This window comes from Streptomyces sp. NPDC093225 (assembly GCF_044753805.1).
GTDB lineage: Bacteria > Actinomycetota > Actinomycetes > Streptomycetales > Streptomycetaceae > Streptomyces.
The window spans coordinates 1-22,656 of record NZ_JBIVNX010000084.1; the positions used below are offsets into that span (position 1 = coordinate 1).

Genomic DNA, 22,656 nt, shown 5'->3' on the forward strand with positions numbered 1-22,656 from the left:
CCAGAACCTGTAGCCCTCGGCGTTGCGGTCGATGACCGCGTCGGCGCCCATCCTGCGGCAGATCTCGGCCTTCTCCGGGGAGGAGACGACGCAGACGGGGTTGGCGCCGCCGGCCAGGGCGAACTGGGTGGCGTACGAGCCGAGGCCGCCGCTGGCACCCCAGATGAGAACGTTGTCACCCTGCTTCATGCCGGCGCCGTTGCGGGAGACCAACTGCCGGTAGGCGGTGGAGTTCACCAGACCGGGGGCGGCGGCCTCCTCCCAGCTCAGGTGGTTCGGCTTGGGCATCAGCTGGTTGGACTTCACCAGGGCGATCTCCGCCAGGCCGCCGAAGTTCGTCTCGAAGCCCCAGATGCGCTGCTCGGGGTCGAGCATCGTGTCGTTGTGGCCGTCCGAGGACTCCAGCTCGACGGAGAGGCAGTGCGCGACGACCTCGTCGCCGGGCTTCCAGGAGTTGACGCCCGGGCCGGTGCGCAGGACCACGCCCGCGAGGTCGGAGCCGATGACGTGGTACGGCAGGTCGTGGCGCTTGGTGAGCTCCGACAGGCGGCCGTAGCGCTCCAGGAAGTTGAACGTGGACACCGGCTCGAAGATGCTCGACCAGACGGAGTTGTAATTCACCGAACTGGCCATCACCGCCACCAGAGCCTCGCCAGGACCGGGGTGCGGAACCGGAACCTCTTGGAGGTGAAGGGATTTGCGGGGATCCTTTTCTGCGGTAGCCATGCCCTCGAACATTCCCGCGTCTTCCTTGCGCAGGACGCAGGCTCGGTAGCTCTCCGGAACAGCGAGGGCAGCGAAATCGGAGGCTGCCGCGTCATCGGAGAGGATGGCTTCCAGTATGTCTTTCACGTTCGGATCCCTCTGAGTCTGTTATGTGTGTGCGGAAATGCACAGGAGCCGGGGTATACGGTGCGGCGACCAGGTCAGCAGGCGTATGCGGACCTCACGTCCTCCCACGAGTGGTCCAGCCACGCTTCTCGCGCGAGGATTGCTCGATGCAACTTCTGCAACTTCAGCCCGGGCTCGACTCCCAGGTCCTGAACGAGGATCTTTCGAATCCTGCCGTACTCCGCGAGCGATTCCGCAATGCGACCGCTGCGATAGAGGGCGATCATCAGGTGCCAGTAGAGGTTTTCGCGGGTCGGCTGCTCGTCGATGAGCGAGTAGAGTTCACCGATCAGCGAGTTGTGCCGCCCGAGTTTGAGTTCGATCTCGAACTTCTGCTCGTACGCGAACGCGCGCTTCTCGTTCAACTGCCGACACAGGTTGTGGAAAAAGGGCACCACTCGTAGGTCTTCGAGGGCCGGTCCACGCCACAACGCCAGGGCCGTGTTGAGGGCCTCCGCCGCCTCCTCGAGCCGGTCCTGCGCGTGGAGGCTGCGGAAGTGGCAGAGCAGGGACTCGAATCGTCGCAGGTCAAGCGTCTGGCTGCACAGGTCCAGCCGGTACCCGGGCGGCTGCGTGACGATCAGCTGCGGATCGACTCCCACGCTCGACAGGTACTTCCGCAGCTGCGAGACGTACACGTGCAAGGCCGTGGTGGCGCTCTGTGGAGGCGTCCCGGACCAGAGGGCGTCGATGAGGCGGTCCATCGAGACAGGTCGTGTGCTGTGCATGCACAGGTAGGCCAGGAGTGAGCGGAGTTTGAGCGCTCGAGGGCTTACGCGCTGCCCGTCCAGCGTTTCAATTTCCAATGGCCCGAGTATCCGAAACTGCATTATTCCCCCGTAATGTGACCTTATGGAAAACAGCGCGTGAATCCGTGCGGTGGCACTGCCGGGCCGAACGTTTCGGCGGAGCGCCCCGCGCCTCCGCGCCGTGTTCGTGAGCCCGAAGCCCTCGCCCTCAGCCCTCCAGTGCCGCACCTCTCCGTACGGACGCCTAGCGAAGTAGACGCCCCGCGCACCTCTCTGCACTCGTGCGGCTACGCGCCGCAGTAAGGCGACGGACGAAAGCCCGGGCGCATCCCGCAGCAGGGCGTCCGCCGGCATGCCGAGAGCGCGCACCGGACGACGCGTCTTGCCAACAAGACACTGTCTTCCACGTCCGCTAGTTGACTAGACGCGAGGTGAATGTACGCAGCGACCACTCCGGCCTGTCAAGTGAACAAGATGGCCGGACCTAATATTTTCGTAAGTTAGGTGGGATGGGGCCGCTGGCTGGTCAGGCCTGTGCCGGCGAGGGGAATCCACGGCGGTCGGGAGTTTCGGGCGATGTGGTGGATGACCCATTCGGTGGCGTCCGCGACATGGGCGAGGCGGCCGCCGGCGAGGTCGGCGAGGGCACGCTTCCTGAGCGAGGATCACAGCGGTTCCCCCCGGGTTGAGCCCGGGTCCCGGACGGGACCACCACGTGTGGTCACGGCCTCTTCTTGCTGCGCGGCGACCCGTGCGCGACCCAACGGGCGATCTCCGACTCGTCCTGCTCGACCGCCCGCCGCTCGGGCCGCTGCAGACTCCATCCGAGCCTGCCGGTCAGCAGCCGCCACACGGACGCTGTCGACAACACCACCCCCGTCACCCTGGCAACGACCTCGCCGACTCGCTCCAGGGTCCAGAGATCGGCTTCGAAGCCCCACGCTCGAGCACCTCGCTCCAGAGCGGCCCGGACGGTCTCGACCTGGGCGTCGTCGAGCTTCGGCGGGCGACCTGTGGCCGCACGCCGCCGCAGGGCCGAAGCACCCCCCTCCTCCCACGCCCGACGCCAACGCCGCACGCTCTCCGCACACACACCCACCACGCGCGCGATCTCCGCGTTCGAGACACCGTCCTCGAACAGCTCGACCGCACGAACACGCCGGGCCTCCGCCAACTGAGGCCGCGACAAAGGAGGAAGCGAGGAACCGGCCGCGGAGGCAGAAGGTCGATGAGCCACCTCGACAGCCTCCCACCCGCACGGCCGCCATGCCCACTGGATTTACGAAAAGAGAAGTATGGTTACTTGCGACCACATCTAGTGAGCGAGACAATGAGACGCGGACGGACACGCGTCTGCTACCACGCCCGGAGGGAGGCTGACAGGTGAGCGGCAGAGACTCGGCGAGCAGTCGGCGCACGATTGCTCAGAGACTCGACTACCTGATCGTCGCGATCCATCCCGCGGGACGCGGGCCCTTCACGTACCACGAGATCGCCGAGCTGATCAGGGAGCGTGCCGGCGAAGGAGACCCCACGGTCTCCCACGGCACCGTCCAGGCGATCCGGACCGGCAAGGTCACCAACCCCAGCGTCGACTCGCTCCGCGCACTGGCCGACTTCTTCGGCGTGCCCACGGCCTACTTCCTCGATGACGACGTCTCAGAAGCCGTCGAGGACCGGATCCGTGGGATCAAGGAGAGCGCCGAAGCGGCCGAAGCCGCCGACGAGCTTGCCGATGTCCTCCAGGACAACGAGGTCCGCGCCGTGGCGTTCCGCCTCGGCGGCTTGTCAGCCCGGTCGATTCGCGGGATCAAGAGCATCGTCGAGGGGTTCCGTCAAGCCGAGGGTCTGTCCGAAGTAACGCTCCCGCCCTCGAGGCGCCGTCGCGGGTAGGCCGCGGGGAACGTATCGGCGAGAGTGTCCGACCGGGCCGTGTCTGTGGTCCGAGTCGGGAAATGGCGGGGGAGCCAAGAATGAGGTGGTGGCGGAGCGGGCGCGGCGGCGTGCGCACGGAAGTCGCGGACGAACTGGTCATCCCCCAGCCGTTCAACCTGGAGGTGTTCTGCGCGAACATCTCCGCACAACGAGGACGTCCGCTCCTCGTACTCCCCCTCGACGGTCCCGGTGATACCGGCCTGCCGTGCGGCATCTGGGTGGGCCTCGACACGGCGGACCTGGTGTTCTACGAGGCCGGGGCCGCGGACATCCTCAAGATCCAGATCGTCCTGCACGAGATCGCCCACATGCTGCTCGGCCACGTCTCGCCCCAGCTCCACGTCAGCGGCGATGCCGACGACGAACCCGTCACCGTCTCGGAGCACTTCCGCCGGCTTCTGGCGCGTACCGGCGACTCCGAAAAGGGACTGGCTCCCGACCCGTCCATCGCCAAGACCATGCGCGCCGAGGCCGCCCGGATCAAGGTGGCCGCCACCAGACCCACGTCCACCGACATCGCACTGGGGCTGTCCACCGACCGCATCCTCCACCTTCTGGGCCGCACCAAGTTCGAGGGCCGGCAGGAGGAGGAGGCGGAGACCCTGGCAACCCTCATCCTCGAACGCGCCAGCCGCAACGAGGCCATCTCGACCTCGAGTGACGCGTCGGACGTCCTCGCCCGCCTCAACGACGCCCTCGGCCGCCCGGGGAGCAGCGCGTGACGACGGTCAAGAGCCTCACTCTGATCCTGCTGTGGGCCGTGGCGGCCTGGCGCCTTCCCGGCGCCATCCGCACGCCCAAGCAGCGTGCGCTGTGCGTCGCCTTCGCATCGATCGCGGTGGCGATGACCCTCGGGGTGCCGGAAGTCATGCACGCGACCGACGCCTTCGTCGGCGTCCACAACCTGTCCACCCTGGGCAAGAACCTGTGCGGCATCGTCGCGTCCGCCGCGATTCTCGACTTCGTCACCGTCATCGCCCGGCCCGACTCCGTCTCCGGGTTGCGCCGCGTCCTGGTTCCGGCATCCGCGATCACCATGACGTCGCTGGTCGTCCTCTTCGCGCTCACCCCTCGGCCGGAGGAATCCGACAACTTCTTCGACACGAACATGGGGTGTGCCCCGGGCACCGCCTACTACATCGTCTGCTTCGGGTCCCTCGGGATGGCCATGACCGTGGCCACTCGGCTGTTCTGGGGGAGCAGCAGACATGCGGGCGCCCGCTGGCTGCGCTCGGGCCTGCGGATACTCGGCACGGGCAGTGCCTTCGGCGTGCTGTACAGCCTCTTCCGCACCGTCCTGATGCTGCTCGCCCTGGTGCACACCACCATCGAGGACGCGTGGGCCGACCACATCGCCGACGTCCTCGAGTACACCTCCATGTCGCTGATCATCCTGGGAAGTTCCATACCCGCCATCGGCGTCCGGTGGCGGGTGCTGCGTGACTGGCGGTCACTTCGAAGCATCCGTCCGCTGTGGGCCGTGCTCACCAGGGCCGTTCCCCACGTCGTGTTGGACATCCGGTCCATGCGCCCCGGCCCGCGGGTCCGGCTGCACCGTGCGGTGATCGAGATCCGTGACGCCACCCTGGTGCTGGCGGACTACGCCTCGCCGGACCTTCGCGAACGAGCCGACTCCGCTGCCGAACAGTACGGACTCACCCCCGAACGGAGTTCTGCCCTGGCCGAGGCCATCTGGCTGCACACGGCCGTCGCCGCGAAGCTCGCCGGCACGTCACCGGCACCGGCGGGCAACGCGCAACCGAGTCCGAAGCTCCCTGCGGACTTCGACTTCGACGTCGAGGTCGACCGGCTCCGCGCCATCAGCGAGGCCTACCACTCGCCCGCGGTCCAGGCCCCGACCGAGTTCGCCGCCTCCACCTGACACACCGGCCCTGCACGGAGAACCGGTACGGGAGCCGGGAACGCCCGCGCGGAGTGCGGGGTCGCACCCCGGCGGGGTCCGCCGCGGCTACTCGGGGGTGGTGGCGAGGGTGTGGGCGACGAGGGCGTTGGCGTGGCCGTGGCCCAGGGCGTGCTCGGACTTGAGCCAGGCGACCAGTTCCATGTGCTTGGTGAGCGGCGACGCGCGGATGAGGTCGACCCAGTGCGCGACGGAGTGGCCGTACTTCTTCTCGATGGAGGGGAAGTAGCTGGCGGGGCCCTTGGGGGCGGGGGTGGCGGTCATGGGGGGGCGTCCTCTCGGTCCGTCGCTGTCGCGTCTCGCCCTTACGACCGCGGGCGGGCCGCGGACTCATCGGCCGACCGGTGTGGCCTGCGTCACGTCCCGTCCGGTCCGGACGGGACGTGACGAGCCGCGGCTGTTCCGGCTCTACGCGGCGGGCGTGGGCCGGGCCACGAACGCGTAGGTGAGCGCCGACAGCACGGCGCAGGAGGCGATCACCACCGCCATGGGCAGCGCCGAGACGGCGCCGGAGAGGCCGACGAGCGGCGCCATCAGGCCGCCGAGCGCGTACTGGCACAGGCCCAGCAGGGCCGAGGCGCTGCCGGCCGTCCGCGGCCGGCCCTGCAGGGCGAGGGCGGCGGTGTTGGGGCCCAGCAGACCGACGCTGGAGACGATCATCAGCAGTGCGGGCAGGACGCCGGGCAGCCCGAGCCCGGCGAGCGCGGAGACCAGCAGCAGCGTGGCACCGGTCCCGGACAGGGCCACCCCGCAGCCGATCAGCGCGCGCATCGACAGCCGGCGCAGCAGCCGGGCGTTGAGCTGGCCCATGGCCACGATGCCGATCGAGTTGGCGCCGAAGACGAGGCTGAACTGCTGGGCACTGAGCCCGTAGACCTGCTGGAGCACGAACGGCGAGCCGGCTATGTACGCCATCAGCGCGCCGAACCCGAAGGCGGCGGTGAACGTCTCGCCCAGGAAACGCCGTTCGCGCAGCAGGGCACCGAACCCGCGCACGGTCGCCCCGAACCCGCGCGCCCCGCGGGACTCCGGCGGCAGCGTCTCGCCGATGACGAGCGCGGCGCCGGCCAGGATCAGGGTGCCGACGACGGAGAGCACCCAGAACACCCCGCGCCAGTCGGTCAGCCGGAGCAACTGCCCGCCCAGCAGCGGGGCCAGGATCGGGGCGCTGCCGTTGACGACCATCAGGAGCGAGAAGACGCGGGCGGCGGCGGTCCCGGAGTAGAGGTCGGAGACGATCGCCCGCGAGATGACGATGCCGAAGCCGCCCGCGAAGCCCTGGAGCAGGCGCAGCCCGGTGAGCGCGCCCACCGAGGGCGCGAAGGCGCACAGCGCGGAACCGGCCGCGTACGCCGCGAGCCCCCACAGCAGCGGCCGCCGGCGGCCCCACGCGTCGGCGAGCGGGCCGGCGACCAGCTGGCCGAGGGCGAGGCCGATGAGGCAGGCGGTGAGGGTGAGCTGGGCGTCGGCGGCGGTCGCCCCGAACTCGCCGGCCAGCTGCGGCAGGCCGGGCAGGTACATGTCCAGGCTCAGCGGGCCGAACGCGGAGAGGGCGCCGAGCACGAGGATCATGCGGGGCGCCGGGCGGGCCGGCTGCGCGGCCACCGCGGCGGCGGATTCGGACACGTGTGCCGCGGTTCCTTCGGGGGTGGGGCGCGGGCTGCTCATGACCGAAAATATACCTGCCTAGGCAGGTATATTTTCAAGGGCCGGGAGGCCCCGGACGCGCACTGTCCGGATGGCGGACCCCGATGCCCGAGGATGGGCCCATGGGAGACGTGCGAGACGACGGCACCGGCATCGACGTGCTGGCGGCCACCGAAGGGGTCCGGCTGCTCGGGCACCTCAGCCGCGTCGTGCACCTGCTGCACAACCGCACCCGGCCGGTGATGGCCGCCGCCTCCGGCCTCGAAGGACCGGAGTTCGAGCTCCTGCTGCGGCTGTGGCAGCAGCCCGGGCACACCGCGCAGGCCGCCCCGCTGGGCGAGGCGATCGGGCTCACCTCCAGCGGTACGACCCGCCTGGTGGCCCGCGCCCTGACCAAGGGGCTGATCAGCCGCGAGCCCGACCCCTGCGACGGGCGGGCGTTCCTGCTGCGGCACACCCCGCTGGGGCGCGAGAAGCTCCATCTGGCCCTGGACGCGCACACCGCCCAGCTGCGGGAGCTGCTGGCCGAGACCCTGCCGCCCGCGACGACGGCCCGTCTGATCGAGGACCTGGCCCACTGGGACGCGGCGCTCTGACCCACGTCCGCCCCGACGACGGCGCGGCGAACCCCGGGCCGCCGGGACACGGACCCGGGACCCGGGACCGGCGTCGAAGCCGGCCTCACGCCGGAGCCGGCGGCGGGTTCTCCAGCGGCTTCGTGGCCGGCCCCTGGAGCAGGGCGCCGGACTCGGCGAAGCGCGAACCGTGGCAGGGGCACTCCCAGGTCCGCTCGGCCGCGTTGAACCCCAGCTCGCACCCCATGTGGGGGCAGCGCACGACCGGCCGGTCCGGCTCCCGGCCCGCGGACCCCGCGCCCGCGTGCCGCACGCGCGCCGCCGCCCGGGCCGGCGCCCGCCCGGCGAGGTAGTGCCGCGCCACCGCCGCCTGGCCGCGCACCAGGGCCGGGGCGTCGCGCAGCGGCAGCCGCCGCCGGGGGTCGAACAGCTCGGTCCAGTCGGGGCGCGCGGCCCCGGTGACGTGGGCGGCCAGCAGCCCGCCCGCCATCACCCCGTTGCTCAGCCCCCAACCGCCGAACCCGGTGGCCACGAACACGTGCTGGGTGCCGGGGTGCTCGTGCCCCACGCACGGCAGCCCGTCCACGCAGTCCACGTCCTGCGCCGCCCACCGGTACCAGGGCTCCGCCACTGCGAACCGGGCCGCCCACTCCTCCAGCCGGACCAGCCGGGCCGCGGTCCCGTCGTCGGCGCCCGGTACGAACGACTCGCCCGCGACCACGAGCAGCCGCCGCCCGCCCTCGTACGGAGCGGTGCGCACCGACCGGACGTGGTCCTCCGCGGTCAGGTACATGCCCTCCGGAGCGGCCGCCGCCTCGACCGGGGCGGCCAGCACCAGTTCCCGGCGCACCCCCAGCCGCGCCAGCAGCGCCGAGTGGGCGGTGACCGGGAAGCCGGTGGCCAGCACCACGTCGTGCGCCGAGACCACGGACCCGCCCGCGACCTCGACCCGGCAGTGCGCCCGTTCCTTCACCTCGACCACGCGGCTCAGCTCGTGGATCCGCCCGCCCCGCAGGGTCAGCTCGTGCGCGATGCCGAGCAGGAAGCGGCGCGGGTGGAACTGGTACTGGTCGTCCAGCCGCACCGCCCCCGCCACCGGGAACGGCAGCCCGGTCTCCGTCACGTACGTGGCGTCCAGGCCCGCCTCCCGGGCCGCGGCCGCCTCCGCGCGCAGCTCGGTGGTACCGCTCTGCCGGGTGGCGTACGTGTAGGCCGGCACCCGCTCCAACTGGGCGTCGAGCTCCAGCTCCGCGCACAGCTCCGCGACCCGGGCCAGCGCGTCGAGCTGGGCCGCCGCGTACCGGCCGGCCGCCCGCGGCCCGTGCTCGCGGCGCAGCCGGGAGTAGCACAGCCCGTGCAGGGCCGTCAGCTTGCCGGTGGTGTACCCGGTGGTGCCGCGCACGATCCGGTCGGCCTCCAGGAGGACCACCTCCACACCGGCCGAGGCCAGCTCGAAGGCCGTGCAGAGCCCCGCGATGCCGCCGCCCACCACGACCACGTCGGCGGTGCGGTCGTGGTCGAGGACGGGGTATTCGGTCGCGGGCGTGCTGGAGGTCCAGTACGACGATCCGATACCGCTGCCCATGCCCGGCACGTACCCGCACCGCCGTCCTAAAATTCGTAATACACCGCCATGTGCAGCGAAACGTCCATTCCTGCCCCCGGACGGCCTCCTGGGACCAGCGCGGCGCGAGAAAGGGTCACAAGCCCCACAGAGGGTATGAAACGGGTGCATACCGACACTGGTCGGAGGCCCCCCATGACTCCCAGGACCGTCCGGCAGACCGCGGAACCCCGCCCTGCCGGCCGCACCTCGGCACCGCGCGCCGACCGCGGGCCGGAGCACACCCGGACCGCCTCGCCGGCGCGCCTGCCCGCGCCCGTGCCCGTCGAGGACGTGCTCCACAACCCCCGGCAGGCGTCCACCACCGACGCCCGGGCCCTCTCCACGGCCCTCTTCCTGCGGCTCGGCATGCTCGCCGAGGGCTCGCCGGAGTACTCGTACGTCCGCAACACCCTGGTCGAGCTCAACCTCAGCCTGGTGAAGTACGCCGCCCGCCGGTTCCGCGGCCGCAGCGAGCCGCTGGAGGACATCGTCCAGGTCGGCACCGTCGGCCTGATCAAGGCGATCAACCGCTACGACCCGGACCGGGGCGTGGAGTTCACCTCGTTCGCCCTGCCCACCATCACCGGCGAGATCAAGCGCTACTTCCGCGACACCAGCTGGGCGGTCCGGGTGCCGCGCCGCCTCCAGGAGCTGCGGCTGGACCTGGCCAAGACCTCCGACGCGCTGGAGCAGCGGCTGGGCCGGACGCCCACGGACGCGGAGCTCGCCGACCGGCTCGGGACGACGGAGGCGGAGGTGGCGGAGGGCCGGCGGGCCGCCCAGGCGTACGTGTCCCGGTCGCTGGACGCGCCGGTGCAGGAGGACGCCGATCCGGGCACCGTCCAGCGGTCGCTGGGCGAGGAGGAGCCCGCGTACGAGCGCATCGAGTGCCTGGAGGCCCTCAGGCCGCTGCTCGCCGGGCTGTCGGAGCGGGACAAGGAGATCCTGTCGCTGCGGTTCGGCGCCGAGCTGACCCAGTCCGAGATCGGCGCCCGGCTTGGCATCTCGCAGATGCACGTGTCGCGGCTGCTCAGCCGGACGCTGGCGGAGCTGCGTAAGGGGCTGCTGGCGGATCCGCCCCCGGAGTCCCCTGCCGGTCCTCCCGCCCCCCGTCCTGCCGGCCCGTCGGCGCCGGCCGGTCCGGCCGCGTCCGCCCGTCCCGAGCGGTCGTTCCGTCCTGAGCGGTCGACCGCCGCTCCCGCGTGAGCGGCGCCGGCGCCGCGACCTCCAGCCACACGGTCTTGCCGCTGCCGGCGGGCCGGCAGCCCCACTCCCGGGAGAGCCGTTCCAGCACGACCAGCCCGTGGCCCCCCGGCAGGGCGGGGTCGCCGGGCGGCCTGACCCGGGGCGGCACCGGACTCGGGTCGGTGACCTCGATCCGCAGCAGCCCGGGGGCGCGGTGCAGCAGCAGCTCGGTGGGGCCGCCGGCGTGCATGCAGGCGTTGGTGACCACCTCGGAGACCAGCAGCAGCGCGTCCTCGACGGCCGCCCAGCGGTCCTCCCACTCCTCCGGGTCCTGACCGGCGGGCGGTTCGGGGTAGGCCCCGTCCGCGGGGTACCCGGAGTCGTCGGGGACGGGCGTCCACCGCCAGTCGGCCAGCGCCTCGCGGGTGAAGTCCCGGCACCGGGTCACCACGCCCTTGGTCCCGCCGCCCAGCCACAGCCGGCGGGTCTGTTCCGCGGGGAGCACCTCGCCGTTCCCCGTCATGACCGATCCTCCTCCACGGTGTCCTGCGAGCCGGCCAGGGCCGTCGCCAGGTCCGCGTGGATGCGGAAGACCCCGTCCGCCCCGGTGAGGCGGAACATCCGGGCGACGGGCTGGCGCACGTCCGCCAGCTCCAGCGTGCCGCCGGCCTCCTGCGCCGCGAGCCGGGCCCGCAGCAGCACGTTCAGGCCGGTGGAGTCGCAGAACCGCAGCCCGGCGCAGTCGACGACCAGCCGGGGCCGACCGGGCCCGGTGAACGCGGCCGTGACGGCCTCGCGCAACGGCTCCGCGGTGTCGTGGTCCAGCTCCCCCGAGAGCAGCAGGACGACGCGGTCGTGCTCGGGCCGCACCTCGACGGCGAAGCGCTCGCCGTCCTTACGGCCGGCCGTAGCTCGGACCGTGGGTACCTCAGCCATTGGGAACCTCCGGACGCACGTGTGGTCGTACCAGCGTCACATGTGGCGGTTCGCGTAGTACTGCTCGATGAGCCGGATGACCGCCACGTCGTCCTCGTGCTGCCCGCTCTCGAAGTCGGGCGAGCCCTTGATCTCGCCCTTGGTGGCGGAGATGTGGACGGTCTCGTTCTCGTCGTCCACCCGCGCGACCAGCGCGGCCGGCACCACCACGTTCCTGCCGAAGATCCAGGGCCCGGTGTCGACGACCACGAACTGCCGTCCCACGTACTCGCTGTGCCTGTCGATCTTGCCGATGTGTCCGTCGGACGCCTCGACCTTGTATCCGACCAGTCCGGCCATGTCGGTGGTCATGCTTCCTCCCTGCCGCATCCACGCCCCGGCGGCCCCCCGCCCGCTCCACGGGTATGCCGCGCACCTACCCGCCTCTCCACCCGCCATTCGTTTTTCGCACTTCGGAAGTAAGTTTCCGACAGGCGATATAGGGACTATGCTGACGGGTTCCGATCCGCCGTCGTCCGCCCCTGGGAGGCACAGCATGAGCGAGACCGCGACCGACCCCGTCACGCGGGACGCCGTCCGGGCCGCGGACCGGGCCCACGTGTTCCACTCCTGGTCCGCCCAGGACCTGATCGACCCGCTGCCCGTCGCCGGCGCGCAGGGTTCGTACCTGTGGGACTACGACGGCAACCGCTACCTCGACTTCTCGAGCGCCCTGGTCTACACGAACCTCGGCTACCAGCACCCCAAGGTCGTCGCCGCCGTCCAGGAGCAGGCCGGCAGGCTCTGCACCCTGGCGCCCGGGCTGGCCGCCGAACCGCGTTCCGAGGCCGCCCGGCTGATCGCCGAGCGCACCCCCGGCGACCTCGACAAGATCTTCTTCACCAACGGCGGCGCCGAGGCCGTGGAGAACGCCGTCCGCATGGCCCGGCTGCACACCGGCCGCCCCAAGGTGCTGAGCAGCTACCGCTCGTACCACGGCGCCACGGCCGGGGCGATCAACCTGACCGGCGACCCGCGCCGCTGGGCCTCGGACACCGGCACCGCGGGCACCGTGCACTTCTGGGGACCGTTCCTCTACCGGTCGCCGTTCCACGCCACCACCGAGGCGGAGGAGTGCGAGCGCGCGCTGCGGCACCTGGAGGACACGATCGTCTTCGAGGGGCCGGCCACCGTCGCGGCGGTCGTGCTGGAGACCGTCCCCGGCTCCTCGGGCGTGCTGGTGCCGCCGGCCGGCTACCTGGCCGGGGTACGGAAGCTGTGCGACCGGTACGGGATCGTGTTCGTCCTCGACGAGGTGATGGTCGGCTTCGCCCGCACCGGCGCCTGGTTCGCCGCCGACCACTGGGACGTCGTACCCGACCTGCTGACCTTCGCCAAGGGCGTGAACAGCGGCTACGTGCCGCTCGGCGGCGTGGCGATCTCGCCGGCCATCGCGCAGACCTTCGCCACCCGCCCCTACCCCGGCGGGCTGACGTACTCCGGGCACCCGCTGGCCTGCGCGGCCGCGGTCGGCACGATCACCGCCATGGCGGAGGAGGGCGTGGTCGAGCACTCCGCCCGGATCGGCGCCGAGGTGCTCGGCCCGGGCCTGCGGGAGCTGGCCGAGCGGCACCCGTCCGTGGGCGAGGTGCGGGGCCTGGGCACCTTCTGGGCGCTGGAGTTCGTCCGCGACCCGGCCACCCGCGAGCCGCTGGTGCCGTACGGCGCCACGGGCGGGGCGAACGCGCCGGTGAACGCCTTCGCCGCCGCCTGCCGCAAGCGCGGGCTGTGGCCGCTGACCACCATGAACCGCACCCACGTCGCACCGCCGTGCACCCTCTCGGAGGCCGAGGCCCGGGAGGGCCTGGAGATCCTCGACGAGGCGCTGTCGGTCACGGACGCCCACATGGCGTGATGTGGGTTCCGCCGAAGCGGGGGCCCGGGTCTCGGAGGTTCGGGACCGGGCCCGTTCCCCCGCGTACGTGCTGCAATCCGACATGCACCTACGGACCGGGATGCACGTCAGTCCCGGGGCGGTCCCCCGGGACCGAACGGCGGGGGGCGCGCGGCCGGACTCTCGGGAAAGGGCTCCGGGCACGGGCGTTGGACGCCGGGCGTACGGGATCCCCTGGACTCCGCGTACCCGAAGGACACCGAGCATGAGCAAGCACGTCCTGGCCCAGAACCAGTACGGCAAGGCCGAGAACCGCATCGTCAAGGTCACCCGCAAGGGCAGCGACGGCTCCTGGCACGAGATCCGCGACCTGAACGTGTCGGTCGCCCTCCGCGGTGAGTTCCGCGACGTGCACCTGACCGGCGACAACACCAACTGCCTGCCGACCGACACGACCAAGAACACGGTCTACGCGTTCGCCAAGGAGCACGGCGTCGAGTCGCCCGAGGCCTTCGGCATCCTGCTCGCCAAGCACTTCGTCTCCTCCCAGACCCCGATCCGCGAAGCGCAGATCCGGATCGAGGAGTTCGCCTGGGACCGCATCCCGGTGCCGACCCGCAAGGAGCAGCACTCCTTCGTCCGCAAGGGCCAGGAGGTGCGCACCGCGCAGATCACCTACAGCGAGACCACGGGCCTGCAGGTCATCTCGGGCCTGAAGGACCTGACGGTGATGAACTCGACCGACTCCGAGTTCCACGGCTACATCAAGGACGGGTACACGACCCTCCGGGAGGCGTACGACCGCATCCTGGCGACCAAGGTCACGGCGCGCTGGGCCCACTCCCGCCTGGCCGCCGACGAGGCCGGGGACGACTGGGACCGGTCGTACAAGAAGGTCCGCAAGCACATGCTGGAAGCCTTCGCGGAGACCTACTCGTACTCGCTCCAGCAGACGCTGAACCAGATGGCCGAGCGCGTGCTCGACAACTGCCCGCGGGTCAACGAGGTCCGGCTCAACCTCCCCAACAAGCACCACTTCCTCGTCGACCTGGAGCCCTTCGGCCTCAAGAACGACAACGAGGTGTACTACGCGGCCGACCGGATGTACGGCCTGATCGAGGGCACCATCCACCGCGACGGCGTGAGCCCCGTCATCGCCACCAGCGACTGGATCGTGGCCTAGGAGTGCTCTTCAGGCGGTCGAGGGGTCCGCAGCCCCTTCGGGCGTCCCGATCCGCAGGTTCCACCGCCCCGCGCGGCCACTGAGCTCGACGGCCGTGCGGGGGCGTGCGTCCAGCCGCCAGAAGGCCGCGGCCGGCAGGTCCAGGGCGTGCACGACGGTCGCCCGTACGAAGGCCTGGTCGGCGGCCTCCACCCGGTGCGTGCCGGGCTCCAGGGAGGTCAGCCACGCCCCGGCGCGGGCGACGAGTCCGGTGACCGACTCCCCGCCGGGGGGCGCGAAGTCGGGGTCGGTCAGCCAGGCGTGCAGGGCCGCCGGGTCTTCGGCCGCGACCTCGTCGAGGGTGCGGCCCGCCCAGTCGCCCGCCCGCATCGCGAAGGGCCCCCCTCCGCCGAACCGCCGCTCCCGGACATCCCCGTCCAGAGCGGGCGTGACCAGCCGAACTCGTACCGATGAGGGCTTCATAAGCGGAGCATAAACGCGGTACCGTCTCGGACGACATGACCAATAGACGACGGTAGGACGGAAGTACCGGTGAGAATCCGGCACGGTCGCGCCACTGTGATTCCCCTCCATCCAGGAGGGGAGAAGTCAGACCCGTAACCGTCGTTGAGTGCACCACTGACCGGGACGCGTGTTCCCTCTGGAGGTTCTGCCATGGCTCAGGCCACTGTGCCCGCGACGGCCACCGACGCCGCCATCGCCCCCATCTCGCTGAAGGCCCTGGCCCCGTGGGCCGTCTTCTTCGGCGTCCTCATGCTCGCCCTCCTCTACGTCGTCGGCGGCGAGCAGGGTGCCACCGCGCTCGTCCAGGGCGAGACCATCCACGAGTGGATGCACGACGGCCGCCACCTGCTCGGCTTCCCCTGCCACTGAGGCACGGAGAGGAACCGGGGAACGATCGTGAACTCTGTCTCCGTACGGGCCCTGTTGGTCCGCGGAATGCTGGCGGGGCTCGTCGCGGGGGTGCTCTCGTGGCTCGTCTCGTACTTCCTGGGCGAGTCCAAGGTGGACGCGGCCATCGCCTTCGAGGAGGCCCACGAGGCCGCCGCGGCCGGCGGCGCCCATGAGCACGCCGAGGAGCTGGTCAGCCGGACGATGCAGGCGACGGCGGGCCTCGGCACCGCCGTCGGGCTCTTCAGCATCGCCCTGGGCGGTATCGCCGCGCTGGTCTTCTGCTTCGTCCTGGGCCGCATCGGGCGGTTCGGGGTGCGCGCCACCGCGGCGCTGACGGCGGGCGGGGCCTTCGTGGCCGTGTCCCTCGTGCCCTTCCTCAAGTACCCGGCCAACCCGCCGGCCGTCGGCGACCCCGACACCGTGGGGAAGCGGACCACGCTGTACGTCCTGATGATCGTGCTGAGCCTGCTGCTGTCGGCGGGCGCGGTGATCCTCGGGCGCCGGCTGGCCCCGCGCCTGGGCAACTGGAACGCGTCCGTCGTCGCGGGGGCGGTCTTCGTCGTCGCGATCGGGCTGGCGTTCGCCTTCCTGCCGGCGGTCAACGAGGTACCGGCCGACTTCCCGGCCACCCTCATCTGGCAGTTCAGGATGGTGTCGCTGGCCATCCAGGCCACCATGTGGACGGCCTTCGGCCTCGTCTTCGGGGTGCTCGCGGAGCGGGTGCTGACGCCCGCCCCCGCGGGGGCGCCGGCCGCGCGATCCGCGGCCGTACCGTCCTGAGGCTACTTCGGACGCCGCCTCTTCCGGTACAACGGCCCTGTCGACAGGGTCAGTTGTACGGGGGAGGCGGCGCCGTGGACGATTCGGCGAGCAACAGCGCGGTGGCGACCAGGAGCGGCGAGCGGCGGCAGCGGCACGCCCGGCCACGCGACCTGTGGCACTGGTACGGCTGGACCGGCTCGGCGCCCTTATGGCTGGGCGTGTTACTCCTGGCCCTCCTGCCCTTCTTCCAGGTCCTGCTCGTCCCCCAGGTGGCGATCGTCTCGACGCTGACCGCACTGGGCGGCCTGGTCCGGCAGCTGGTCCACGGCGACTACGGGCACGCGGGACTCCACCTCACGGCGGCACTGCTGGGCGTCACCACGATGGTGCTCGGCTTCTGGGTGGTCTGAGCGCCCCCGGCCCGGCGCGTGCGCTCCGCCCATCGGGCGGTTCTGCGCCCCGGGGGGCTGGGCGACGGGTCCCGCCGTGGAAACCTCACGGGCATGAGCGGAACGCGGCGCGGGCGACGCGGGAGCGTGGCGCTGTGCGCCGTGCTCACCGCGGTGCTGCTCGCGCTCGTGGGCCTGGTGTGCGGGGCCGCGTCCGGTGCGGGGCCGGCGGAGGCACCCCCGTCGGCGGGCGCGCCCGCCGAGCCCGGTGACCCCGCCGCTCCCGACGCGGACGGCCGGGTGGTCGTACGCCACTTCACGCGCGAGGCGGCGCCGCGCCGGGCGCCCGGGGCCGCCCCGACGGCCGCCCCCGCCCTCCCCTCCGGGCCGCGCTCCCCTTCGTGCGCACCCCGGGACGAGCCGGTACGGCCGCCCGCCGCGGTGCGGGGTGCGGTGCTGCGCTGCTGACCGCTCCGGCGTCAGACGCGTACACCCTTCACCCCCCACACCACCGCGAGGTGCTTCGCCATGCCCTTCGACCCCTTCGCGGCGCTGCACGCCATGCTGCGCGCCGAGGCCGCCCGCTCGACCCCCCGCCCGCCGGTCGTGCCCCCCGCACCCGCCGGACCGTCCGGACCCTCCGGACCGCCGGCCGCCGGCGGGGCGGAGGCGGCGGAACCGGACCACCTGACCGAGCTCCCCGAGCGACGGCCCGGCGCCCGGAGCTGAGACCGAAGGCGCCGGTTCCCGTGCCCCGTGGTCGAACCTCACGCGACCACCCTGCGTCGCCGAGGGCACGGGGCCGGCGCCCCGGGACCCCCTAGCCGCCTGCCGGGACGACGTTCTGGTTGTGGTGGAAGACGTTGTCCGGGTCGTACGTCCGCTTCACCTCCGCCAGCCGGTCGTAGTGTCCGCGGTACGTGGCCCGGACGCGGTCTCCGCCCTCGTCCGCGCCGAGGAAGTTGACGTACGCGCCGCCCATCGAGTGCGGGTGCAGGGCCTCCCAGTAGTCCACCGCCCACGTGCGGATCGCCTCGGCCTCCGACGCCTCCGGGCTGATCCCGCCGATCACACCGGACCAGACCGCGTCCCGGTAGGCCCAGGCCGTGTCCTCGCGGTCGGGGTCGTGGGCCGCGCCGTCGACGGGGTACAGGTGCATCGTCGACAGCTCCGTGGGGATGTTCTCCAGGAAGGTGCCGTGCACGTCGACCGAGCCGTCCGTGATCCGGTCGAAGAAGTCACCGCGCCAGTACCACTGCAGGCCCTTGGGGATCAGCTCGTCGAACATCGCCTGGATGCCCGGGTACGGGATCGGCGTCGCGAAGTGGAAGGCGGGCCGGGCGGGCTCGACGACCGGGGCGAAGGTCTTCGCCAGGCCCTCCTCGTCCAGGGCGCCGGTGGTGCACCACACCACGCCGCACATCCGCCTGCCGTGGATCTCCTCCGGGAAGGGCGGCGCGGGCGGGACCCGCAGCGTGGCGAAGAAGCCGTTCAGGTCCTTCGGCGCGGCCGGCAGGAACGTGCGGTACCAGTCCAGCACCGCCCCGATGTGCTCCGGCTCCCAGAGGGTGACGGCGAGCCCCACGTCCTTGACCGGGTGCAGGGCGAAGCGGAACGAGGTCACGACGCCGAAGTTGCCACCGCCGCCGCGCAACGCCCAGAAGAGGTCGGGGTGCTCGTCCGGCGACGCGGTGACCGTCGAGCCGTCCGCGAGGACGACGTCCGCCGCGAGCAGGTTGTCGATGGTCAGCCCGTACGCGCGGGTCAGGTGCCCGTGCCCGCCGCCCAGGGTCAGCCCGCCGACCCCGGTCGTCGACATGATGCCGGCGGGGGTCGCGAGCCCGTATCCGTGCGCCTCGTGGTCGAGGTCGCCGAGCTGGGTGCCGCCGCCCACCTGGGCGGTCCGCTTCGCAGGGTCCACCCGCACCCACCGCATGCCCGACAGGTCGATCACCAGCGCGTCGTCGGCCATGCACAGGCCGGCACCGCTGTGCCCGCCGCAGCGCACCGTCAGGTCCATGCCGGCGTCGCGGGCGAACCGCAGCGCCGTCCGGACGTCGGTCGAGTCCGCGCAGCGCGCGATGACCGCCGGCCGCCGGTCGATCATCGCGTTGTAGATGCTCCGGGCCTCGTCGTACCCCGCGTCCTCGGGGCCGATCACCTCGCCGCGCAGCGATTCGCGCAGCGTCTCCACAGCTGTACCGCCCATGGCCGTCCTCCAGGGACCCCCCTGTCCGATCCTCGACGGCCGCGCCGGAGGCCCACCCGGGCCCACCCCCAGTCTCCTCCTGCGCGGCAAGCCCCGCCCCCGGGGGGCGCCGCCGGTCGACGGCGTCCCCCGGGGCCGGTCCCGCACCCGGCGCTACGGCTAGGGCTCGCGCATGTAGTAGCGGTAGAAGGCCCCCGCGCCGACCGGGATCGCCACCGAGAGGGCGACGACGACGGTGCGCCAGATGCTGTCGTTGGTGAGGCTGTACAGGTAGCCGAACGAGATCCCCGTGAAGGCGAACCACATGGTCGCCCGCAGCTCGCGCGGCAGCGCCGGGCCCAACCGGGCCAGTGCGAACCACGCCACGGCGAAGACGACGCCGCACAGGATGCCGTACCAGATGTTGGCGGCGTCGACGGGGAGCGTCCCCCGCTCGCGCTTCATGAACGCCGCCCAGAGCCCGTACAACAGGCCCATGCCCAACGGGGCCACGAAGTGCCAGCCGCTCACCTTCAGGCCGCTCATGTGTCGGCCGGGGGCCGCGGGTCCCGCGTGTGCCATGACGGACTCCTTCCGTGGCGCGCGCCGGGGGCCGCACACCGGGTGCGGCGCCACCGCCCGGCGCCCGGCCGTCGGCTCTCCACCCTCAAGGGCACACCCGCGCCCCGGTACCGGCAAGTGGATCAATCACTCACCCGCGCGCAGCAGTCCCGCTCGCGGCGGCCGGACCGCGTCCCGTTCCCTGGTGACGTGCGGAGCTCATGGTCGGCGGTGCTGAACGGGGTGCTCGTCGCGCTCCTCGCCGTGCTCGTGCCGCTGGGCGCCGCCGCGGTGTGGGCCGACCGGGTGCTCGGTGACGAGGACGCGTACGTCGCCGCCATGGCCCCGCTCGCCCGCGACCCGGACGTCCGCCGGGCGGTGGCCGGGCAGGCCACCACGGCCATCGCGCGGCAGATCGACGCCGGCCCCTTCCAGGGGGCGGTGACCGGGCTGCTCGGCGAGGCGGTGGAGTCGTTCGTGGACACCGAGGCCTTCCGCACCGCGTGGAACGCGGCCAACCGCGCCGCCCATCACGCCTTCTTCGACGCCCTGGACAGCGGTGCGGGCAACACGGTCAGCGTCGACCTCGCCCCCGTCATCGCGCAGGTCAAGGCGGACCTGATGGCGGACGGGGTGCCGTTCGTGGACCGCATCCCCGAGACGCACACCGCGATCACGGTCATGGAGTACGAGAACCTGGGCGCCCTCCGGAAGGGGTTCCACGTGCTGCAGGTCGCCGGCATCTGGCTGCCCGTCACCACGCTGGTGCTGATCGCCGTCGCCGTCGCCGTCTCCGCGCACCGCCGCACCGCGCTGGCCGCCACGGGGGTGGGGCTGGCCGTGGGGGCCCTGGTGCTGGCGGCCGCCGTGCCGGTGGGCCGCCGGCTCACCCTCGACGACCTGCCGGCCGACGTGGACCGGGCGGCGGCCGGGGCGGTGTACGACGCGCTGACCGCCTTCCTGCGGACCACCGCCTGGGTGGTGCTCGCCGCGGGGGTGGCGCTCGCACTGGGCGCCTGGCTCGCCGGGCGGCTGCCGCGGCCCGGCTGACGGCCCGCGCGACCGGTGCCGACGGGGCGGCACCGCACCCTGCCGGCGGCGGCCGGTCACCCCATAAGCTCGCTTCTGTAGGCAGAAGGAACGATTCGCGCAGGAGCTCCACGGCCATGAGCACGGACCAGGCACCGCCCGAACGCTCCCGGCCCCACCCGCTGGCTCCCCCCGAGTGGCTCCTGGCGGGCCTGCGCCCGTCCGCCGCCCCCGTCCCGTGGGCGGCCGCGGCCCGGGCCGGCATCGGGCTGGCCGCCCCGCTGGCCGTCGGCTGGATCACGGACGAGCCCGAGTACGGCGCCCTCGTCTCCATGGGCGCCCTGGCCGCGGTGATCGGCGACACCGCCGACGCCTACCGCATGCGCGTCTACAACATCGCCGTCCCGCAGTTCTTCGGCGCCGTCGGCGTCGCCCTGGGCACCCTGGTCTACGGCCACGGCTGGGTCGCGGTCGCGGCCCTCACCCTGGTCGCGCTGGTCTCCGGGATGATCTCCTCGATCGGCACCGTGGCCTCGGTCTCCGGGCTGCTGCTCCTGCTCAACGCCGTGGTCGGGGCCGGGCTGGCGATGCCCGAACCCTGGTGGACCGCGCCCGTGCTGCTCACCGCCGGCGGACTGTTCGTCCTGCTGCTGACCCTGCTGGGCTGGCCGCTGCGCGGCCGGGGGCCCGAGCGGGCCGCGGTGGCGGCCACCTACCGCTCGCTGGCCGACCTGCTGGAGGCGGCGGGCGGGCCCGCGTACGAGGAGCGCCGCCAGGAGGTCACCCAGGCCCTCAACCAGGCCTACGACCTCGTCCTCGGGCGGCGGGCCCGGGTGCACGGCCGCAACCCGGCCCTGGTGCGGCTGCTGGCCCAGCTCAACGTGGTCATCCCGCTGGTCGAGGCCGCGCCCGCCGCGCACCAGCGGGGCCGGCCGCTGCCGCCCTCGATCCCGGCGGCGGTACGGGAGCTCGCCGAGGCCGTCGAGGAGGGCCGCACCGGCACCGGCGAGCTCGACCTGGGCCTCGCCCCGCCGTCGACCCCGTCGGAACGGGCCATCGAGGCGGCCCTGCGGCACGCGGCGGCCATCGTCCACGCGCCCGACCCCGACCCGTACAACGTGGACGACCGGCTGGGCCGCCCGGCCGCCCTGCGCATCCGGGTGCGCCGCAACGTGCGGGACCTGATGTTCTCCCGCGAGTCCTGGCGCTACGGGCTGCGGCTGGCGCTGTGCATCGGGCTGGCCCAGTCGCTGGTCTCGCTGGTGGAGGTGGAGCGCTCGTACTGGGTCGCGCTGACCGTCACCTTCGTCCTCAAGCCCGACTTCGGCTCGGTGTTCTCGCGGGCGGTGCTGCGGGCCCTGGGCACCGCGGGCGGCCTGGTGGTGGCGGCCGCGGTGCTCTCCGAGGTGCCGCGCGGCGGCTGGGACGTACCCGTGATGGTGCTCCTGGGCGCGCTGATCCCGATCTTCTCCGTCAAGGGGTACGCCTTCCAGACCGCGGCCATCACCCCGGTGATCCTGCTGCTCTCCGACCTCCTCAACCACCAGGGCTTCGACCTGGTCCGGCCGCGCCTGCTGGACTCCCTCATCGGCTGCGCGATCACCCTGATCGCCGGCTACCTGTTGTGGCCCGAGAGCTGGCACAGCCGCGTCGGCGACCGCCTCGCCGGGGCCGTGGACGACGCCGCCCGGTACGTCGAGCGGGCCTTCCGCACCGACCTCGGCATCGACGAGGACCGGCTGCGGGCGGCCCGGGTGGCGCGGGTGCAGGCCCGCCGACGGATCTACCGCGACATGTCCGCCGTCCGGTCGGAGTTCCAGCGGGCCCTGACCGAGCCGCCGCCCACCGGGACCCGGGCGGCCGCCTGGTGGCCGCTGGTGGTGGCCGTGGAGCGGATCGTCGACGCCACCACGGCGGCCCGCGTGCGGGTCAACCACGGCGCCGCCGAGCCGCCGGCGGCGGAGGTCGCCGCGATCGCCGCCGAGCTGCGCGAGCTGGCCGCGGTGGTGCGCGCCGACCGCGACCCCGACTCGCTGCGCGACGCCGTGCCGGAGGACGAGGGCGAGGACGAGGACGAGGGCGTGCTCGAGCCCCTCCGCCAGGAGGTCGCGGGAGCCCGCGCGATCGCCTCGGCCCGCCTGTGAGGGGTCCCGTGACATGTTCGCCCCGCCTGTGAGGGGTGGAAGGTCGCCGAATCCTTGGCGGTGCCCGGTGGGTCCCGTGGTGTGTGGGGAAGGCGCTTGACGCGTCGTGGCAGGCTGGTCCGGAGGCAGGCCCGGGCCTGGGGTGGCCGCAGGCCAGGCCGAAGGCCCGAAGCCCCAGGGGTGGGCCT

The 22,656-nt window shown here is 72.6% G+C and carries 25 protein-coding genes and 1 pseudogene; 14 read left to right on the forward strand and 12 right to left on the reverse strand.

The window, feature by feature from the left end; translation table 11 throughout:
• The 3 genes from ccrA to ACIQCH_RS36990 form a co-directional block, all read right to left on the reverse strand.
• Positions 1 to 852, reverse strand: an 852-nt coding sequence (gene ccrA / locus ACIQCH_RS36980) for a crotonyl-CoA carboxylase/reductase (protein ID WP_402588503.1), incomplete at its 3' end; no start/stop codon positions are given.
• A 74-nt stretch (positions 853 to 926) separates the two neighbouring features.
• Positions 927 to 1,994, reverse strand: coding sequence for a BTAD domain-containing putative transcriptional regulator (locus tag ACIQCH_RS36985; RefSeq protein WP_402588549.1), 1,068 nt, complete (start codon positions 1,992 to 1,994; stop codon positions 927 to 929).
• A gap of 367 nt (positions 1,995 to 2,361) precedes the next feature.
• Positions 2,362 to 2,877: a winged helix-turn-helix domain-containing protein gene (locus ACIQCH_RS36990; protein WP_402588505.1), complete on the reverse strand. Its 516-nt coding sequence runs from the start codon at positions 2,875 to 2,877 to the stop codon at positions 2,362 to 2,364.
• Between the two features lie 146 nt (positions 2,878 to 3,023).
• Between ACIQCH_RS36990 and ACIQCH_RS36995 the strand changes: the two genes are divergently transcribed.
• The 3 genes from ACIQCH_RS36995 (at position 3,024) to ACIQCH_RS37005 (ending at position 5,457) form a co-directional block, all read left to right on the forward strand.
• Positions 3,024 to 3,533, forward strand: coding sequence for a helix-turn-helix domain-containing protein (locus tag ACIQCH_RS36995; protein WP_402588507.1), 510 nt, complete (start codon positions 3,024 to 3,026; stop codon positions 3,531 to 3,533).
• Positions 3,534 to 3,643: 110 nt separating this feature from the next.
• The gene (locus tag ACIQCH_RS37000; RefSeq protein WP_402588509.1) at positions 3,644 to 4,297 is read left to right on the forward strand and encodes a hypothetical protein; all 654 of its coding nucleotides are present in this window, start codon (positions 3,644 to 3,646) and stop codon (positions 4,295 to 4,297) included.
• On the forward strand, positions 4,294 to 5,457 hold the full coding sequence (locus ACIQCH_RS37005; protein ID WP_402588511.1) for an MAB_1171c family putative transporter: 1,164 nt from the start codon (positions 4,294 to 4,296) through the stop codon (positions 5,455 to 5,457). The genes ACIQCH_RS37000 and ACIQCH_RS37005 overlap by 4 nt, the downstream gene beginning before the upstream one ends.
• An 87-nt stretch (positions 5,458 to 5,544) precedes the next feature.
• Here ACIQCH_RS37005 and ACIQCH_RS37010 read toward each other — a convergent pair whose 3' ends face one another.
• Together ACIQCH_RS37010 and ACIQCH_RS37015 are read right to left on the reverse strand one after the other, a co-directional pair.
• Positions 5,545 to 5,760: a DUF4287 domain-containing protein gene (locus ACIQCH_RS37010; protein ID WP_402588513.1), complete on the reverse strand. Its 216-nt coding sequence runs from the start codon at positions 5,758 to 5,760 to the stop codon at positions 5,545 to 5,547.
• Between the two features lie 144 nt (positions 5,761 to 5,904).
• Positions 5,905 to 7,164 carry a multidrug effflux MFS transporter gene (locus tag ACIQCH_RS37015; RefSeq protein WP_402588515.1) on the reverse strand — a complete coding sequence of 420 codons (1,260 nt, stop codon included), beginning with the start codon at positions 7,162 to 7,164 and terminating at the stop codon, positions 5,905 to 5,907.
• A 101-nt stretch (positions 7,165 to 7,265) separates the two neighbouring features.
• Here ACIQCH_RS37015 and ACIQCH_RS37020 point away from each other — a divergent pair, with 101 nt between their 5' ends.
• Entirely contained in the window at positions 7,266 to 7,739 is a 474-nt protein-coding gene (locus tag ACIQCH_RS37020) for a MarR family winged helix-turn-helix transcriptional regulator (RefSeq protein ID WP_402588517.1), read from the forward strand.
• A gap of 85 nt (positions 7,740 to 7,824) precedes the next feature.
• On the opposite strand, the gene ACIQCH_RS37025 is transcribed toward ACIQCH_RS37020, so the two are convergent.
• Positions 7,825 to 9,303 carry an FAD-dependent oxidoreductase gene (locus ACIQCH_RS37025; protein WP_402588519.1) on the reverse strand — a complete coding sequence of 493 codons (1,479 nt, stop codon included), beginning with the start codon at positions 9,301 to 9,303 and terminating at the stop codon, positions 7,825 to 7,827.
• 174 nt (positions 9,304 to 9,477) lie between these two features.
• On the opposite strand from ACIQCH_RS37025, the gene ACIQCH_RS37030 reads away from it, so the two are divergent.
• Positions 9,478 to 10,530, forward strand: coding sequence for an RNA polymerase sigma factor SigF (locus ACIQCH_RS37030; RefSeq protein ID WP_402588521.1), 1,053 nt, complete (start codon positions 9,478 to 9,480; stop codon positions 10,528 to 10,530).
• A 34-nt stretch (positions 10,531 to 10,564) separates the two neighbouring features.
• Here the strand turns inward: ACIQCH_RS37030 and ACIQCH_RS37035 are convergent.
• The 3 genes and pseudogenes from ACIQCH_RS37035 to ACIQCH_RS37045 form a co-directional block, all read right to left on the reverse strand.
• Positions 10,565 to 11,032: pseudogene (locus ACIQCH_RS37035) on the reverse strand (ATP-binding protein); the annotation flags it as partial.
• The gene (locus ACIQCH_RS37040) at positions 11,029 to 11,445 is read right to left on the reverse strand and encodes an STAS domain-containing protein (RefSeq protein ID WP_402588522.1); all 417 of its coding nucleotides are present in this window, start codon (positions 11,443 to 11,445) and stop codon (positions 11,029 to 11,031) included. The pseudogene ACIQCH_RS37035 and the gene ACIQCH_RS37040, both read right to left, overlap by 4 nt.
• 36 nt (positions 11,446 to 11,481) lie before the next feature.
• Positions 11,482 to 11,796 carry a PRC-barrel domain containing protein gene (locus tag ACIQCH_RS37045; RefSeq protein WP_402588524.1) on the reverse strand — a complete coding sequence of 105 codons (315 nt, stop codon included), beginning with the start codon at positions 11,794 to 11,796 and terminating at the stop codon, positions 11,482 to 11,484.
• A gap of 184 nt (positions 11,797 to 11,980) precedes the next feature.
• Between ACIQCH_RS37045 and ACIQCH_RS37050 the strand changes: the two genes are divergently transcribed.
• Together ACIQCH_RS37050 and pucL are read left to right on the forward strand one after the other, a co-directional pair.
• On the forward strand, positions 11,981 to 13,339 hold the full coding sequence (locus ACIQCH_RS37050; protein ID WP_402588526.1) for an aspartate aminotransferase family protein: 1,359 nt from the start codon (positions 11,981 to 11,983) through the stop codon (positions 13,337 to 13,339).
• A gap of 244 nt (positions 13,340 to 13,583) precedes the next feature.
• A complete protein-coding gene (pucL, locus tag ACIQCH_RS37055; protein WP_402588528.1) occupies positions 13,584 to 14,501 on the forward strand; it encodes a factor-independent urate hydroxylase in 918 nt (305 codons plus the stop codon).
• Between the two features lie 9 nt (positions 14,502 to 14,510).
• Here the strand turns inward: pucL and ACIQCH_RS37060 are convergent, their stop codons facing one another.
• Positions 14,511 to 14,963, reverse strand: a complete 453-nt coding sequence (locus ACIQCH_RS37060) for a histidine phosphatase family protein (protein WP_402588530.1) — start codon at positions 14,961 to 14,963, stop codon at positions 14,511 to 14,513.
• Positions 14,964 to 15,155: 192 nt separating this feature from the next.
• Between ACIQCH_RS37060 and ACIQCH_RS37065 the strand changes: the two genes are divergently transcribed.
• The 5 genes from ACIQCH_RS37065 (at position 15,156) to ACIQCH_RS37085 (ending at position 17,275) form a co-directional block, all read left to right on the forward strand.
• Positions 15,156 to 15,374, forward strand: coding sequence for a CbtB-domain containing protein (locus ACIQCH_RS37065; protein WP_030207772.1), 219 nt, complete (start codon positions 15,156 to 15,158; stop codon positions 15,372 to 15,374).
• 27 nt (positions 15,375 to 15,401) lie between these two features.
• Complete coding sequence (locus ACIQCH_RS37070) at positions 15,402 to 16,175, forward strand: CbtA family protein (RefSeq protein ID WP_402588533.1); 774 nt, start codon at positions 15,402 to 15,404, stop codon at positions 16,173 to 16,175.
• Between the two features lie 74 nt (positions 16,176 to 16,249).
• Positions 16,250 to 16,567 carry a hypothetical protein gene (locus ACIQCH_RS37075; protein WP_402588535.1) on the forward strand — a complete coding sequence of 106 codons (318 nt, stop codon included), beginning with the start codon at positions 16,250 to 16,252 and terminating at the stop codon, positions 16,565 to 16,567.
• 93 nt (positions 16,568 to 16,660) lie between these two features.
• A complete protein-coding gene (locus tag ACIQCH_RS37080) occupies positions 16,661 to 17,014 on the forward strand; it encodes a hypothetical protein (RefSeq protein ID WP_402588537.1) in 354 nt (117 codons plus the stop codon).
• A 60-nt stretch (positions 17,015 to 17,074) separates the two neighbouring features.
• Positions 17,075 to 17,275 carry a hypothetical protein gene (locus ACIQCH_RS37085; protein ID WP_402588539.1) on the forward strand — a complete coding sequence of 67 codons (201 nt, stop codon included), beginning with the start codon at positions 17,075 to 17,077 and terminating at the stop codon, positions 17,273 to 17,275.
• Positions 17,276 to 17,366: 91 nt separating this feature from the next.
• Here the strand turns inward: ACIQCH_RS37085 and ACIQCH_RS37090 are convergent, their stop codons facing one another.
• Both ACIQCH_RS37090 and ACIQCH_RS37095 read right to left on the reverse strand, forming a co-directional pair.
• On the reverse strand, positions 17,367 to 18,755 hold the full coding sequence (locus ACIQCH_RS37090; protein WP_402588541.1) for an FAD-binding oxidoreductase: 1,389 nt from the start codon (positions 18,753 to 18,755) through the stop codon (positions 17,367 to 17,369).
• Positions 18,756 to 18,914: 159 nt separating this feature from the next.
• Complete coding sequence (locus ACIQCH_RS37095) at positions 18,915 to 19,316, reverse strand: hypothetical protein (RefSeq protein ID WP_402588543.1); 402 nt, start codon at positions 19,314 to 19,316, stop codon at positions 18,915 to 18,917.
• 189 nt (positions 19,317 to 19,505) lie between these two features.
• On the opposite strand from ACIQCH_RS37095, the gene ACIQCH_RS37100 reads away from it, so the two are divergent.
• Both ACIQCH_RS37100 and ACIQCH_RS37105 read left to right on the forward strand, forming a co-directional pair.
• Complete coding sequence (locus ACIQCH_RS37100) at positions 19,506 to 20,345, forward strand: hypothetical protein (protein ID WP_402588545.1); 840 nt, start codon at positions 19,506 to 19,508, stop codon at positions 20,343 to 20,345.
• Positions 20,346 to 20,461: 116 nt separating this feature from the next.
• On the forward strand, positions 20,462 to 22,468 hold the full coding sequence (locus tag ACIQCH_RS37105; RefSeq protein ID WP_402588547.1) for an FUSC family protein: 2,007 nt from the start codon (positions 20,462 to 20,464) through the stop codon (positions 22,466 to 22,468).
• The last annotated feature ends 188 nt before the right edge of the window (positions 22,469 to 22,656 follow it).